Source organism: Ascidiaceihabitans sp., from assembly GCF_039986515.1.
Classification (GTDB): domain Bacteria; phylum Pseudomonadota; class Alphaproteobacteria; order Rhodobacterales; family Rhodobacteraceae; genus Ascidiaceihabitans.
In genome coordinates this window covers 73,821-87,411 of the sequence record NZ_JBDWQO010000018.1, presented here as the reverse complement: position 1 = coordinate 87,411, position 13,591 = coordinate 73,821, and the positions used below count along the sequence as shown (strand labels likewise).

Annotated in this window: 17 protein-coding genes and 1 pseudogene; 16 read left to right on the top strand and 2 right to left on the bottom strand. The window is 55.2% G+C overall.

Features of this window, described 5'->3' with window-relative positions; translation table 11 throughout:
- The first annotated feature begins 89 nt into the window (after positions 1–89).
- The 4 genes and pseudogenes from rimO to ABJL60_RS18005 all read left to right on the top strand — a co-directional run.
- The gene (rimO, locus tag ABJL60_RS18020; protein WP_348374203.1) at positions 90–1,460 is read left to right on the top strand and encodes a 30S ribosomal protein S12 methylthiotransferase RimO; all 1,371 of its coding nucleotides are present in this window, start codon (positions 90–92) and stop codon (positions 1,458–1,460) included.
- Positions 1,461–1,624: 164 nt separating this feature from the next.
- Complete coding sequence (locus tag ABJL60_RS18015; RefSeq protein WP_245925928.1) at positions 1,625–1,984, top strand: hypothetical protein; 360 nt, start codon at positions 1,625–1,627, stop codon at positions 1,982–1,984.
- 55 nt (positions 1,985–2,039) lie between these two features.
- Positions 2,040–2,432, top strand: coding sequence for a DUF393 domain-containing protein (locus tag ABJL60_RS18010; protein WP_348374202.1), 393 nt, complete (start codon positions 2,040–2,042; stop codon positions 2,430–2,432).
- Between the two features lie 42 nt (positions 2,433–2,474).
- A pseudogene (locus ABJL60_RS18005) lies at positions 2,475–3,041 on the top strand (hemolysin III family protein); the annotation flags it as partial.
- 36 nt (positions 3,042–3,077) lie between these two features.
- Here ABJL60_RS18005 and ABJL60_RS18000 read toward each other — a convergent pair.
- Positions 3,078–3,428 carry a YigZ family protein gene (locus ABJL60_RS18000; protein ID WP_348374325.1) on the bottom strand — a complete coding sequence of 117 codons (351 nt, stop codon included), beginning with the start codon at positions 3,426–3,428 and terminating at the stop codon, positions 3,078–3,080.
- 168 nt (positions 3,429–3,596) lie between these two features.
- On the opposite strand from ABJL60_RS18000, the gene ABJL60_RS17995 reads away from it, so the two are divergent.
- On the top strand, positions 3,597–3,884 hold the full coding sequence (locus ABJL60_RS17995; protein ID WP_348374201.1) for a hypothetical protein: 288 nt from the start codon (positions 3,597–3,599) through the stop codon (positions 3,882–3,884).
- A gap of 19 nt (positions 3,885–3,903) precedes the next feature.
- Here the strand turns inward: ABJL60_RS17995 and ABJL60_RS17990 are convergent, their stop codons facing one another.
- Positions 3,904–4,620, bottom strand: a complete 717-nt coding sequence (locus tag ABJL60_RS17990) for a M48 family metallopeptidase (RefSeq protein WP_348288532.1) — start codon at positions 4,618–4,620, stop codon at positions 3,904–3,906.
- Positions 4,621–4,763: 143 nt separating this feature from the next.
- Here ABJL60_RS17990 and ABJL60_RS17985 point away from each other — a divergent pair, with 143 nt between their 5' ends.
- From ABJL60_RS17985 to ABJL60_RS17935, 11 genes are all read left to right on the top strand, one after another.
- Positions 4,764–5,000 carry a hypothetical protein gene (locus tag ABJL60_RS17985; RefSeq protein ID WP_348374324.1) on the top strand — a complete coding sequence of 79 codons (237 nt, stop codon included), beginning with the start codon at positions 4,764–4,766 and terminating at the stop codon, positions 4,998–5,000.
- A gap of 87 nt (positions 5,001–5,087) precedes the next feature.
- Positions 5,088–5,951 (top strand): branched-chain amino acid aminotransferase, encoded by an 864-nt coding sequence (locus ABJL60_RS17980; protein ID WP_348374200.1) that lies wholly within the window; start codon positions 5,088–5,090, stop codon positions 5,949–5,951.
- Positions 5,952–6,074: 123 nt separating this feature from the next.
- Positions 6,075–6,530 carry a universal stress protein gene (locus ABJL60_RS17975; RefSeq protein ID WP_108827507.1) on the top strand — a complete coding sequence of 152 codons (456 nt, stop codon included), beginning with the start codon at positions 6,075–6,077 and terminating at the stop codon, positions 6,528–6,530.
- A gap of 196 nt (positions 6,531–6,726) precedes the next feature.
- The gene (locus ABJL60_RS17970; RefSeq protein ID WP_108827506.1) at positions 6,727–7,290 is read left to right on the top strand and encodes a NifU family protein; all 564 of its coding nucleotides are present in this window, start codon (positions 6,727–6,729) and stop codon (positions 7,288–7,290) included.
- A 14-nt stretch (positions 7,291–7,304) separates the two neighbouring features.
- Positions 7,305–7,751: a GFA family protein gene (locus ABJL60_RS17965; RefSeq protein ID WP_348374199.1), complete on the top strand. Its 447-nt coding sequence runs from the start codon at positions 7,305–7,307 to the stop codon at positions 7,749–7,751.
- On the top strand, positions 7,751–8,335 hold the full coding sequence (tsaB, locus tag ABJL60_RS17960) for a tRNA (adenosine(37)-N6)-threonylcarbamoyltransferase complex dimerization subunit type 1 TsaB (protein WP_348374198.1): 585 nt from the start codon (positions 7,751–7,753) through the stop codon (positions 8,333–8,335). The genes ABJL60_RS17965 and tsaB overlap by 1 nt, the downstream gene beginning before the upstream one ends.
- Positions 8,332–8,763: a GNAT family N-acetyltransferase gene (locus ABJL60_RS17955; RefSeq protein ID WP_348288539.1), complete on the top strand. Its 432-nt coding sequence runs from the start codon at positions 8,332–8,334 to the stop codon at positions 8,761–8,763. The genes tsaB and ABJL60_RS17955 overlap by 4 nt, the downstream gene beginning before the upstream one ends.
- A gap of 131 nt (positions 8,764–8,894) precedes the next feature.
- Positions 8,895–9,896, top strand: coding sequence for a BMP family ABC transporter substrate-binding protein (locus tag ABJL60_RS17950; RefSeq protein WP_348288541.1), 1,002 nt, complete (start codon positions 8,895–8,897; stop codon positions 9,894–9,896).
- Positions 9,897–9,969: 73 nt separating this feature from the next.
- A complete protein-coding gene (locus ABJL60_RS17945) occupies positions 9,970–11,490 on the top strand; it encodes an ABC transporter ATP-binding protein (RefSeq protein WP_348288543.1) in 1,521 nt (506 codons plus the stop codon).
- Between the two features lie 3 nt (positions 11,491–11,493).
- Positions 11,494–12,588 (top strand): ABC transporter permease, encoded by a 1,095-nt coding sequence (locus ABJL60_RS17940; protein ID WP_348374197.1) that lies wholly within the window; start codon positions 11,494–11,496, stop codon positions 12,586–12,588.
- Positions 12,588–13,556: an ABC transporter permease gene (locus ABJL60_RS17935; RefSeq protein ID WP_348374196.1), complete on the top strand. Its 969-nt coding sequence runs from the start codon at positions 12,588–12,590 to the stop codon at positions 13,554–13,556. Before ABJL60_RS17940 ends, ABJL60_RS17935 begins: the two co-directional genes overlap by 1 nt.
- Positions 13,557–13,591: the final 35 nt, after the last annotated feature.

The window sequence follows — 13,591 nt, the reverse complement described above, 5'->3', positions numbered from 1 at the left end:
GCCGTTTGGTTTTGATGCTATGTTGGGCGCTTGCATGCAACAATGCCAGACCTCTTTTCGCGCCCGTCCTATTTCGCTATAGCCACCCCATGAGCACAAACCCGCCAGACCTGCGCCCCGACCTCGCCCCCAAAGCCAAACTGCGTGATCCGGCCCGCCCCGGTCAGCCCAGCATTGGTATGGTCAGCCTTGGCTGCCCAAAGGCTTTGGTCGACAGCGAACGCATTTTGACCCGTTTGCGGGCCGAAGGCTATGGCGTATCCCCTGACTATGCCGGGGCCGATGCTGTTATTGTCAACACATGCGGATTTCTGGACAGCGCCAAGGCGGAAAGTCTGGACGCCATCGGCGAAGCCTTATCTGAAAACGGGCGTGTCATCGTCACGGGCTGTTTGGGTGCAGAACCAGATTATATCACCGGCGCACATCCCAAGGTTCTGGCCGTCACCGGCCCGCACCAATATGAACAGGTTTTGGATGCGGTCCATGCTGCGGTGCCCCCAAGCCCCGATCCCTTTGTCGATCTGCTGCCTGCCTCGGGGGTGTCCCTGACCCCGCGCCATTTTAGCTATTTGAAAATTTCCGAAGGCTGCAATCACAAGTGCAAATTTTGCATCATTCCAGACATGCGTGGCCGCCTGCAATCGCGCCCCGCCCATGCCGTGATGCGCGAGGCCGAAAAGCTGGTCGATGCAGGCGTCAAAGAACTACTGGTCATTTCGCAAGACACATCTGCCTACGGCGTGGACATCAAGCATGCAGAGGACCGTGGCCACCGCGCCCACATCACCGATCTGGCCCGCGATCTTGGGTCACTGGGCGCATGGGTGCGGTTGCATTACGTGTACCCCTACCCCCATGTGCGCAAGCTGATCCCCTTGATGGCTGACGGTTTGGTCTTGCCCTATCTGGACATCCCGTTCCAGCATGCCCACCCCGATGTTCTGAAACGCATGGCGCGGCCAGCGGCGGCGTCAAAAACGCTTGATGAAATCGCCGCATGGCGCGACATCTGCCCCGACATCACTTTGCGCTCAACCTTCATCGTCGGGTACCCCGGCGAAACCGAAGCCGAATTCCAGACGCTGCTGGATTGGATGGACGAAGCCCAATTGGACCGCGTCGGGTGCTTCCAATACGAAAACGTCGATGGGGCGCGCTCAAACGCCTTGCCCGATCACGTTCCTGCCGAAGTGAAACAAGAACGCTGGGATCGTTTCATGGAAAAGGCCCAAGCCATTTCCGAGGCAAAGCTAGCAGCAAAGGTCGGATCTGTGATCGACGTGATCGTGGATGAAATCGACGAAGACGCCGCCACGTGTCGCACAAAGGCAGATGCCCCTGAAATCGACGGAAACCTGTTTATCGACGAAGGGTTCGAAGGCCTTTGCGTTGGAGACATCGTCCGCGTCGAGGTCGACGAGGCAGGCGAATACGATTTGTGGGGGAAACTGGTTTAGAGGCACAGCGGTCTAAAGGTTCGCATTTTATCACGTTATGGCACCCTTGGTGTGATGATCCGGTTGCCGGGCTCGCAACGGCTTCCTAGCCTTGGTTAACAAAACCTTGCAATGTTCTCTCCTTGTTCTATATATGTTCTCATATGGAACACGGAGAACACAGCATGACCTTTCAAGCGCCTTTGCCCGGCCTGTTTGCGCCGGTGAATGTTGAAACACCCGATCACAGCCCTGCGCAGAATATGGCGGCGACCCCTAAACAGATCGCCTATGCCCAATCCATTGCTGCCAAAGCAGGCTTGCCAGCGCCCGCAGCGCTGTTCCACAATCGTTCAGATCTTTCCGCCTGGATTGACAGGTATAAACCAAAGCCTGTCACAGGACGCTTTTCCAATTACCCATCTTCCAAACAGGTGGCTTTTGCAGAACGCATCGCGCGGCTCAAACGGGCGCAGGTTCCCCCCGAATGCTTCAAAGACAAATCATTGATGGCACGGTGGATCGACGGCAACAAACCAAAGTAACACCTGCGGCGCAGTGTCTCTGGGCAGACCAGTGCCAAGCGCCTATCTGTACACCATGACAGATGAAACCAAAGTACTTTATAATGCGAATTGCCCCGTGTGTTCGGCTGAAATCAATCACTATGCGAAGTACACGGAAACCCACGATCTTCCCATTCGCTTTGATGATTTGAACAGCAGCGCACTGACAGCTTGGGGTTTGGATGCCGACAAAGCGGCGCGACGGTTGTATGTGCAACACGGCGACAAACGCCTTTCGGGTATTCCCGCTTTTATCGTGCTGTGGCAGCAAATGCCGCGATACAACTGGTTGGCACGTTTGGTCAGCATCCCCGGAATTCACCGTTTGGCAGTGTGGGGCTATGATTTTGTGTTGGCACCGATAATTTACCGCTGGCATCTGCTACGTCTGCGCCGCGCATCTGGCAAGCAGGCGTCAACGAAATAGTGACCTTTGTGGAATAGCCTCCTTTCCCAGAAAGGTGGCGTAATGTCCTATCCATATTCGAATACGGAAACATTGGCAGACGGGCTTTTGCATGCCGCAGGTTTGATCGCGGTCTACGCCGGTGTGAAGTATTTAATGGCCCATGACGCATCACCTGCCGTCATTGTTTACGCTATTCTTGCCGGTTTCGCCTTTGTTGCATCAGCCGTGTATCACATGACCCCTTGGGACCGGATGCGACCTGTTCTAAGGCGCATTGATCACGCTGCCATTTACCTAAAAATTGCAGGCACTTACACGCCTCTTGCATTGATGCTGGGCAGCGGATTTAGCTATGCAGTTCTTGTGATTGTCTGGGTGATATCCGTCTTGGGGGCCTTGGCAAAACTAACCATATGGGGGGCCAGCGGGCGCGGATCTTTGGCGGTGTATCTTGGGCTGGGATGGGTCAGCGTTCTGCTGGCCTGTCCAATTGCGCTGCAATTCGGGACGTTTGTCTTTGGATGCATTGCCACGGGCGGTGTGTTGTACACGCTGGGGTGTCTGGTCTTTGCGCGACCCAGTTTCAGATTTCAAAATCCGATCTGGCACGGGTTCGTCTTGTCAGCGTCTGCATGCTGTTTCATGGCAGTCGCTGCGACCCAATCACAACGCATCCAGATAAGCCCTTACACAAGTCTGGACATGCCGGAACCTGTCACCACCCAAATGCTTGCCCCCGTACCAGCGTGTGACAACAACCAGATGATTGTGCAGCCCCTCACGCTCCAACATGCGCAAAATAACCATCCCTGCGCCACTTTCACCATCGTCGCCTTTGATAGCCCCACCCTCTGAAAGCAGGGCAGCCCATGTGTTGTGGGTGGCTTTGGCATAAGATTTGTCGCGCTTTAGCGCTTTCAGCGCTGCATCAATTTGGCGGCGATCCGCAGCAGGCACGCCCGACACCGCGTATTTCGACCCTTTGTCTGTCAGAACATGCCCCAATTTTACGATAGCTTTTTCCACAGGTTTTTGCCTTTTGCAGCTTGAATGGCGCTGTCCGGGTAAGGATTACCGGACCTACAAAACACAAAAAACACTGTTAGGTCTTAGACAGCAGCAGGTTTTATTGCGCGACTTTTAACTATTCAAATTTCATCTCGTTTTCAAAAGGAGTTTTTTATGAACTTCGCAATTCAAACATCGACCATTTTAGAAGCCATCGGCGTAGGCGGCTTCCTCTTGTATGTCTTGAACTATGGTATGCTGACCTTGCGCTACATCAACGGACACAGCGTCACATATTTCGCTTTGAACCTTCTCGCGGCCAGTGCCGTTTTGATCGGGTTGACCGTCAGCTTCAATCTGGCTTCAGCCATGATTCAGGTGTTCTGGGTCATTATGTCCACAATCGGCATGGCCCTGCATATGCGCCGTACAGGTCCCGACGAAAACGGGTCACTCTTCTAAAGGCGGGTGCCCTTCACCTTCAAAGTTTTGCGGCAGTCCGACGCACAGTTTGAATACGGGCTGCATTGGGCGGGTGTGTTCCAAGAAACTTGTCGCCCGGGTCAGGGATACGGTTAAAGAACTCGGCGCCGACCAATGGATTGTACCCCGACTTATGCGTGATAACGGTCCCAAGCGCGTCGGCCTCAAGTTCAAAATCTTTGGAATAGCTGCGGGCACCCACTTGTGCACCAAGTTCTGTGGCACTTTCAACCGCCGCAGAGTTGGCCCCGCCAAGCGTCGCAAGACCTGCAAAGATTACAGCGCCCGCGACCGCATTTTGACGCTGGCGTCCGATATGCCCCGCAATATGGTGGGCCGCCTCATGCCCCATGACAAAGGCCAGCTCATCCGCATTTCGGACTTCGGCAATAAGACCAATAGTGAAGGCTATGACAGGGCGATTGTTTTTATCCAGCGTCTGATACGCGTTTGCCGGCTGGTTCGGACGGTCGTCTACAATTATGCGAAAATCGCAATTCACGCCCGATGTGCGTGCGCGGCATTCACGTTCCGCGATAGGTTCCACGCGCTGCGTCACTTGCACAAAAGCACGGGCCGCCTGATCCGGTGTTCTCAGGGTTTTTGACGCTTGTGCAGGCGCACTGGATGTCGGCCCAGACGCATCAGTGGGGATTTCGTCACAGGCCGCGACCAATGCGATCAATCCAATCGCACAAAAAACCTTACCCAGCATTTTAACCCTTTCACTTGAACCGCACAGAAGCATACCACGCATCCCCCCAAGGGCCAGCCCCCTTCGCAAGGACGTGATCACCTTATGGCAAAGCCTTGCCAGCAGACTTGCATCATATTCCATCCGGCTGCACCATGACAGTCATGTTTAGCATTGAACACGAATTCGATTCCACGATCATCACTTTGATGGATGAGGGGAAAAACGCGTTGCGCGAAGATGTCATCGTCAACAGCTTCACCGAATGTGTGACGGTGCAGCAGTATGATCCTGTGGCAGATCGGGCCGTTTTGGTAACGCTGTCCCATGCCCAAGTGCGCGACTTGGCAGCCGCTTTGGACCTGCCTGAAGGCATTTATTCGCTGAATGATCCATCGTAAGATCGCAATCGGGACTGGCCGCTTCACAATTAGGTATGGATATATGACCTAATCGTGCTAGAAATCTTCCAAGCGGAGGAGGCGGCAATGGCAATTGGCACAAAAATCAAAACTTATTTCGACGGAACATGGCATGATGGTGACCTGCCCATTATGCGGGCCGCGGACCACGGATCATGGCTTGGATCAACTGTATTTGATGGTGCGCGTTACTTTAATGGCGTGGCGCCTGATCTGGAAGCACATTGCGAACGCGTCAACTGGTCTGCCATCGCTTTGCAAATGGCCCCGACCCTATCCGCCGAAGATATGGTTGCCATCGTTTGGGACGGTTTGGCCAATTACGACGCGACAGATGCCGTCTACATTCGCCCAATGTATTGGGCCGTTGGCGGTGATCCAACGGCCATCGTTCCCGCCCCCGAAACAACTGCTTTTGCCATTTGTCTGGAACAAATTCCGATGGCCCCGACAGGTGCCTCAACAACACTGACACGCACCCGTTTCCGTCGCCCGGTGCTGGAAAGCAGCGTCGTAAACGCCAAAGCTGGCTGCCTGTACCCCAACAATGCACGCATGTTAACCGAAGCACGGTCCAAAGGGTTCGGCAATGCATTGGCGCTTGATGCGATGGGCAACGTTGCCGAAACCGCAACGGCCAATATCTTTATGGTCAAGGATGGCGAAGTCTTCACCCCCATTCCAAACGGCACCTTCCTGTCTGGCATCACCCGTGCACGCCACATGACCAACCTAACTCAGGATGGCATCAAAGTGCACGAAACCGTCCTGACCTATGAAGATTTTGAGAGTGCCGACGAAGTCTTCATGAGCGGCAACATGTCGAAAGTCACACCCGTCACAGCCTTCGATGACGTGGCATATCAAGCCGGACCTGTGACACGACGCGTCCGCGAAATGTATTGGGATTGGGCCACCAGCAAAGCATGAAACCACTGCGCTGCCGAGAATGGACATTGGGTCCACTTCGGCGCAATTTATCCTGCCAGTTTCGCAACACCGTTGCCACCGCGACCGCAGTGCGTCACAGTTGCGTCAAGACAGGAGAACATCATGCGTAAATTTCTGGTCGTGCTGGATGACAGCCAAGAATGCTTGAACGCAATGCGCTTTGCCGCTTTGCGTGCCGCGCACACAGGCGGTGGTGTCGAGGTTCTGGCCGTGATCCCGCCGGAAGAGTTCAATCACTGGATTGGCGTAGGCGCAGTTATGCGCGAGGAAGCCCGTGACCGCATTCACGCCCATTTTGAGGTTTTCGCCAAATGGATGCGCGACAAGCAGCATGTTGATCCTGAGCTGGTCATTCGCGAAGGCAAAGCTGTTGATGAAATCATCGCACAAATCGCCGAAGATCCGGAAGTCGGCGTTTTGGTCTTGGGTGCGGGCACCGACAAAAAAGGTCCTGGCCCGTTGGTGACGCAATTGTCCCGTAGCTCTGGATCGCTTCCTATTCCGATCACGATTGTTCCGGGTGATTTAAGCAAAGAAAAGCTTGAGGCGATCACCTAAGTTTTGACCTCTGTATCGGGTTGTCCACCATTTGAAGGGGGCTTTGCCCCCGGTGCGCGGCACCTCCTCCGGGAATTTTTGGGAAAAGACATACTATTTCCGTGCGATTTGGCGTGTCTTCCTGTTTTAGAACAATTCTAAACCTTGACGAGAGCCCGTGCGGACCGCATATCTGTCTCAACCCTAGGAGAGTGTCATGTTCATCCAAACCGAATCGACCCCGAACCCCGCCACGTTGAAGTTTCTGCCCGGCCAGACCGTTCTGGAAATGGGCACTGCCGATTTCCCAACGGCAGATGCGGCTGACAAGTCCCCCTTGGCCACACGGATCTTTGCCGTCGAAGGTGTCACTGGCGTGTTCTTTGGCACCGACTTCGTGACGGTCACGAAAGCCGATGCTGTTGATTGGGACCATATCAAACCGGCATTGCTTGGCGCGATCATGGAACATTTCCAATCCGGACAATCCGTCATGGCTGGCGACCATCAACCGGCGTCAGGTCATGCCGAACATGATGGCGAAGACGGCGTCGTCGTTGGCCAAATCAAAGAACTTCTAGACAGCCGCGTACGTCCGGCAGTTGCCCAAGATGGCGGCGACATTACGTTTCACGGGTTTGACCGCGGCGTCGTCTATTTGCATATGCAAGGCGCATGCGCCGGTTGCCCTTCGTCCACATTGACGCTGAAAATGGGTATCGAAAACCTGTTGCGCCATTACATTCCCGAAGTCACAGAAGTCCGCCCTGTCGCGGTCTGATTTGATCCTCCGGCATGTTTTCAACATCCCAACATTCCGATGCACCGCCCCTGACAGGGCGGTGTTATTGTTCGCATACCCGTTTGTCGGCGTCCCAAAAGCCCGATGTGGTCAGCTACTGCCATTGTAATAGCTGTCGCAGGTTAAGTGGTGCCCCGGTGGCCGCATTCGCGGCTTTTGCCAAGACAACCCTTACAATCACCCCAGCTCCAACACGCGCCAACACGGTCACTGAAGGCGTCACCAGATGGTTTTGTCCAAGCTGTGGCGCAGCCGTAGCGGCGGCCTACGACTATTTACCGGATCAGATATACGTGCCTGTTGGCCTGTGGGATCAAGTCGAAAGCCTTGAGCCGACCACGCACAGCCACGCAAGCTCTGCGCTGTCGTGGCTTCATCTGAAAGACGACATGCCACGTCACACCGGCTCTGCACGCACCACTTTGTTAGGCGACGATTGATGACCGGTCCTGTTATCCTTGGCTTTGACACATCCGGCGCACATTGCGCCGCAGCTTTAGTCTGCGGCAGTGAAATGCTTGAAATGGTGCAAGAACCGATGGCCAAAGGACAGGCAGAACGCTTGATCCCCTTCCTGCAGGACGTGTTGTCGCGCCACAGTCTCGGGTTTCCAGATCTTGCCGCACTTGGCGTCGGCGTCGGGCCCGGCAACTTCACCGGCATCCGCATCGGCGTGTCTGCTGCGCGTGGTTTGGCACTGGGGCTAGGTCTTCCCGCTTACGGGGTGAACGGATTTGAACAACGTCAGATGCTTTTTCCAGACGGGACACTGGTAGCAGTCCCCGCCCCCCGCGATGCCGTTTACGTGCAGGCCGAAGACGGCCCTGCCCTTGCGCTCCGCAAAGACATCGAGGCTGTGGGGAAATCCTTGCCTGATGATCCTTCGCCTGACGCTTTGGCTGGCGCCATCGCGCGATTGGCCGCCTTGCGATACCCCAGTCCTACTGCCGCGCCCGCTCCGTTTTACGTGCGGGCGCCCGATGCGGCCCCGCCCAAAGACGCACCACCGGTGATCTTGCCGTGACACCACAGGCAATGGCCGACATCCACGCCGCGGCGTTTCCGACATCACGGTCATGGGGCGCAGAAGAGATCGCGAGCCTGACAGAAAGCCCCTTGGTTTCGGTCCTGACCCACATGCACGGATTTGCGATTGTGCGCACGATCGCCCAAGAAGCAGAGCTGTTGACGATTGCGGTTCTGCCTCAGGCCCAACGCAGGGGCGTTGGCCACAGTTTGATGCAAAATTGGCTTGGTAGCACGCAGGCCCATGAGGCCTTTTTAGAAGTCGCCGCAGATAACGGCCCTGCAGGGTCGTTGTACATGCGCCACGGATTCGCCGAGGTGGCGCGTCGGAATGCCTATTATAAACGCAGCGATGGTACATCAGTGGACGCTATCGTCATGCGGGCCGCGTTGCCCTTGCGGCATGGAACGTCGATTCCCTTGTAAAGCGTAAAAAGCGGTTGACCCCAACGCCCGCCTGCGGCCTAATTCCGGTCTGATCTGGACACGCTGCGTGTCCGAGAGGGGCGGATGGACAATGATCCACGGTCCAAAACATAAAACTGGGAGACGACCTTATGACCCTTATGCAGAAATTCCTTGGCGCAGCTGCCGGGATCGCCTTGTCGGCTGGAGCCGCTGTGGCTGAACCCGCGCTGATCTTTGATCTTGGCGGCAAATTCGACAAGTCCTTCAACGAAGCTGCCTTCAACGGCGCACAACGCTGGGCTGAAGAGACAGGCGGGACATTCCGAGAAATCGAACTGCAATCCGAAGCACAGCGCGAACAGGCCTTGCGCCGCTTTGCCGAAGCCGGAGCGAACCCAATCGTAACCATGGGTTTTGGCATGGCCGATCCGCTGTCCACAGTGGCGCCTGACTATCCAGACACGAAGTTTGCAGTCGTCGACGTCAGCTGGATCAAAGGCGACAACATTCGCCAAGTCAGCTTTGCCGAGCACGAAGGGTCTTACCTTGTTGGCATGATGGCCGCGATGGCGTCCAAAAGCGGTACTGTCGGCTTCATCGGTGGCATGGACGTGCCGTTGATCCGCCACTTTGGCTGCGGCTATGCCCAAGGCGTAAAAGCTGTGAACCCAGATGCGACAGTGATTGCCAACATGACAGGCACAACCCCTTCGGCTTGGAATGACCCCGTCAAAGGGTCCGAATTGACCAAAGCCCAGATCAGCCAGGGTGCTGATGTTGTATTTGCAGCAGCGGGCGGCACAGGCGTAGGCGTCTTGCAGACAGCAGCGGACGAAAACATTTTGTCCATTGGTGTCGACAGCAACCAAAACCACCTGCACCCGGGCAAAGTGCTGACTTCAATGATGAAACGCGTTGACGTTGCCGTCTACAACGCCATGAAAGCCGGTGAAGATCTGGAAACCGGGTCTGTGATCCAGTTGGGTCTGGCAGAAGATGGCGTTGGCGCCGCGTTTGACGAAAACAACGCAGCCCTTGTCAGCGACGAGATGAAAGCAGCCGTAGAAGAGGCCCGCAAGAAAATCATCGCAGGCGACATCACAGTGGCGTCCTACTATGAAAATGACAGCTGCCCTGCACTGACGTTCTAATTCCAAACTCAAATGGGTCGCGCCGGATTTCTGGCGCGGCCCTTATTTCAAGACATCATTAGGACTGCACCACATGACAGCCCCCGCGATTGAGCTGAAAGGCATTTCAAAGGCCTTTGGTCCTGTTCAAGCCAACAAAGACATCTCAATTTCTGTGATGCCCGGCACGATACACGGCATAATCGGTGAAAATGGCGCAGGCAAATCCACGTTGATGTCTATCCTTTACGGGTTCTACAAAGCCGACAAAGGCGATATTTTCATCTCTGGCCGTAAGACGGACATTCCGGACAGCCAAGCGGCCATTGCCGCAGGCATCGGCATGGTGTTTCAGCACTTCAAGCTGGTCGAAAACTTCACCGTGCTGGAAAACATTATTCTGGGTGCAGAAGATGGTTGGTCGCTGTCCACATCTTTGACCAAAGCCCGGAAATCTCTGGTTGATCTGGCCGCCGAATACGAATTGAACGTCGATCCCGACGCCTTGATCGAAGAGATCGGCGTGGGCATGCAACAACGTGTCGAGATTTTGAAAGCCCTGTACCGACAGGCCGAAATTCTAATTTTGGATGAACCCACCGGCGTGCTTACTCCGGCTGAAGCGGACCAGTTGTTCCGTATTCTGAGCCGTTTGCGTGAAGAAGGCAAAACAATCATCCTGATCACACATAAACTGCGCGAGATCATGGAAATCACCGACACCGTAAGCGTGATGCGACGCGGTGAAATGACCGCCACAGTCAAAACCGCGCAAACCAGCCCCGAGCAATTGGCAGAGCTGATGGTCGGACGTAAGGTATTGTTACGCGTCGACAAAGACCCAGCCACCCCCGGTGACGTGGTGTTGGATATTCAAAACCTGCGCGTCGTGGACGAACAGGGCGTTGAGCGCTTGAAAGGCATCAACCTGCAAGTTCGCGCTGGCGAAGTTGTGGGCATTGCCGGTGTCGCAGGCAATGGGCAGTCAGAGTTATTGGAAGTGCTTGGGGGCTATGCGGATGGCTCTGGAACAGTGTCTGTGAATGGTGCCCCCATCGATCTGACAGGCAAGTTTTCTGACGGCAAGTCGCGCCGCAAACGTGGCATCGCCCATGTGCCCGAAGATCGCCAGCGCGAAGGCTTGATCATGGATTACATGGCTTGGGAAAATACCGCCTTCGGCTATCACGATGAACCCGCCTATGCATCCGGCATCTTGATGAACAACGCCGCCATCAAACAAGACACCATTGAAAAAATGGACCGGTTTGATGTCCGCCCGCCCGACCCGAAGCTGGCGGCCAAGAACTTTTCAGGCGGCAACCAGCAAAAGATTGTGCTGGCCCGCGAAATCGAACGCAATCCTGACCTGCTGCTGATCGGCCAGCCAACACGCGGCGTTGATATCGGCGCGATCGAATTTATCCACCAGCAGATTGTGGCCCTGCGCGACCAAGGCAAGGCGATATTGCTGGTCAGTGTCGAGCTGGAAGAAATTCTTGCTTTGTCCGACCGTGTCGCGGTCATGTTCGACGGGCACATCATGGGTGAACGTCTTCCCAATGAAACCGACGAAAAAGAGCTGGGCCTGCTAATGGCTGGCGTGGGGGTCTAAGATATGGATGTGATGCCAAAATGGGCCGAGGTCGTTCTTGTGCCTTTGATCTCGCTGCTGCTGGCCGCGATCATTTCTTGTCTGGTGATACTGGCTATAGGCGAAGATCCGGTGGCTGCTGTGAAACTTATGGTCAGCGGCGCCTTGGGCAGCACATACGGTTGGGGCTACACGCTGTATTACGCAACCAACTTCATGTTTACCGGCCTGGCTGTGGCTGTCGCCTTTCATGCACGCCTGTTTAACATCGGCGGTGAAGGTCAGGCTATGCTGGGCGGGCTGGGCGTCGCGTTGGCGTGCCTCTACATCCCTTGGCCGCATTGGTCTTTCGCGTTGCTTGGTGCAGCTGTCATGGCTGGTGCATTCGGCGCTATTTGGGCCGCTGTCCCCGCCTATTTGCAAGCCAAACGCGGCAGTCACATTGTCATTACAACGATCATGTTCAACTTTATCGCGGCCGCTTTGCTTAATTACATGTTGGTCAACCAGTTGCGCCCAAAAGGCAGCATGGATCCTGCCAGCGCACGGTTTTCCGAAACCGTTCATTTACCGTCTTTGCACGAAATTCTAGCGCCCATCGGGATCAACTTTTCCAAGGCGGCCCCGGCCAACATATCCCTGATCGTTGCAATTCTGGCCTGTTTCGCTTTGTGGGTGCTGATCTGGCGCACCAAGCTGGGCTATGAAATTCGTGCCTATGGGCATTCCGAAAGTGCCGCTAAATATGCAGGCATCAGCACTGTCAAAATCACCATGATCGCGATGATCATTTCCGGCGCTTTGGCTGGCATGATGGCCATCAACAACGTCATGGGCGAGGCTGAGCGCCTTGTTCTGAATTCAACGGAAGGGGCCGGATTTATCGGAATTGCGGTGGCTTTGATGGGCCGGTCACACCCTGTTGGCGTGTTCATTGCAGCCATTTTGTTCGGGTTTCTTTACCAGGGCGGCGCAGAACTGGCACTTTGGACATCTATCCCGCGTGAATTGATCGTGGTGATCCAAGCCCTTGTGATTTTGTTTACCGGCGCACTGGATAACATGGTGCGTATGCCCTTGGAACGCATCTTTCTTGCCCTGCGACGGAGGGACGTGTGATGGATTTTCTAACCCTTCTTCAAGTGTTTGATTCTTCGGTTCGCCTTGCTGTGCCTTTGCTGTTGGCCTGTCTTGCAGGCTTGTTTTCGGAACGCGCAGGCATCTTCGACATCGGTCTGGAAGGCAAAATGCTTGCTGCTGCTTTCATGTCTGCCGCCATCGCCGCAATTACAGGAAACGTGTGGATCGGGTTGTTGGCAGGCATTGGTGCGTCCATGGTTCTTAGCATTGTACACGGTCTTGCGTCGATCACGTTCCGCGGCAATCAACTGATTTCGGGTGTTGCGATAAATTTTTTGGCAGCCGGATTGACCGTTTTGATCGCCCAAGCCTGGTTCAAACAAGGCGGGCGTACGCCGTCTTTGATTGGGGGCGGGCGGTTTGAGCCCATCACTCTGCCTTTTGCGGAAACACTAAGCGGTGTGCCGGTGTTTGGCCCGATCTACGCCGAACTTATTTCCGGCCATTCGGTTTTGGTCTACGTCGCATTCGCAGCCGTGCCTTTCACATGGTGGTTGCTGTTTCGCACTCGTTTCGGCCTGCGTTTGCGGGCCGTGGGTGAAAACCCTGCGGCGGTGGATACGGCCGGTGTTTCCGTGGTGGGCCTGCGCTATGCGGCCGTTGCGATTTGCGGTATTTTATGTGGTATTGCGGGGGCTTACCTGTCCACCGCATTGCAAGCCGGTTTCGTTAAAGACATGTCGGCAGGCCGCGGGTTTATTGCCCTTGCCGCGTTGATCTTTGCGAAATGGCGCCCTTGGTATGCGCTTTATGCGACTTTGCTGTTTGGACTGTTCCAAGCGTTGGAACTGCGCCCCGATCTGATCGAAACCGTGATCGGCATCAAAGTACAAGGTCAGCTTTTAGGCGCCCTGCCCTACATCATGACGGTGGTGATTTTGGCAGGGTTTGTGGGCAAGGCCATTCCGCCACGCGCGGGCGGTGAGCCTTATGTCAAAGAGCGGTAACAGCCGATTCCGATAAGTCCAGTTTGAAGGTTTCC

Coding starts and splice junctions, on each gene's coding strand:
- ABJL60_RS17970 (WP_108827506.1), top strand. CDS start 6,727: ATGTTCATCCAAACCGAATCGACCCCGAACCCCGCCACGTTGAAGTTT.
- ABJL60_RS17965 (WP_348374199.1), top strand. CDS start 7,305: ATGTTTTCAACATCCCAACATTCCGATGCACCGCCCCTGACAGGGCGG.
- ABJL60_RS17990 (WP_348288532.1), bottom strand. CDS start 4,620: ATGCTGGGTAAGGTTTTTTGTGCGATTGGATTGATCGCATTGGTCGCG.
- ABJL60_RS17985 (WP_348374324.1), top strand. CDS start 4,764: ATGTTTAGCATTGAACACGAATTCGATTCCACGATCATCACTTTGATG.
- ABJL60_RS17975 (WP_108827507.1), top strand. CDS start 6,075: ATGCGTAAATTTCTGGTCGTGCTGGATGACAGCCAAGAATGCTTGAAC.
- ABJL60_RS17940 (WP_348374197.1), top strand. CDS start 11,494: ATGGATGTGATGCCAAAATGGGCCGAGGTCGTTCTTGTGCCTTTGATC.
- ABJL60_RS17935 (WP_348374196.1), top strand. CDS start 12,588: ATGGATTTTCTAACCCTTCTTCAAGTGTTTGATTCTTCGGTTCGCCTT.
- ABJL60_RS18010 (WP_348374202.1), top strand. CDS start 2,040: ATGACAGATGAAACCAAAGTACTTTATAATGCGAATTGCCCCGTGTGT.
- ABJL60_RS18015 (WP_245925928.1), top strand. CDS start 1,625: ATGACCTTTCAAGCGCCTTTGCCCGGCCTGTTTGCGCCGGTGAATGTT.
- ABJL60_RS17980 (WP_348374200.1), top strand. CDS start 5,088: ATGGCAATTGGCACAAAAATCAAAACTTATTTCGACGGAACATGGCAT.
- rimO (WP_348374203.1), top strand. CDS start 90: ATGAGCACAAACCCGCCAGACCTGCGCCCCGACCTCGCCCCCAAAGCC.
- tsaB (WP_348374198.1), top strand. CDS start 7,751: ATGACCGGTCCTGTTATCCTTGGCTTTGACACATCCGGCGCACATTGC.
- ABJL60_RS17950 (WP_348288541.1), top strand. CDS start 8,895: ATGACCCTTATGCAGAAATTCCTTGGCGCAGCTGCCGGGATCGCCTTG.
- ABJL60_RS17945 (WP_348288543.1), top strand. CDS start 9,970: ATGACAGCCCCCGCGATTGAGCTGAAAGGCATTTCAAAGGCCTTTGGT.
- ABJL60_RS17995 (WP_348374201.1), top strand. CDS start 3,597: ATGAACTTCGCAATTCAAACATCGACCATTTTAGAAGCCATCGGCGTA.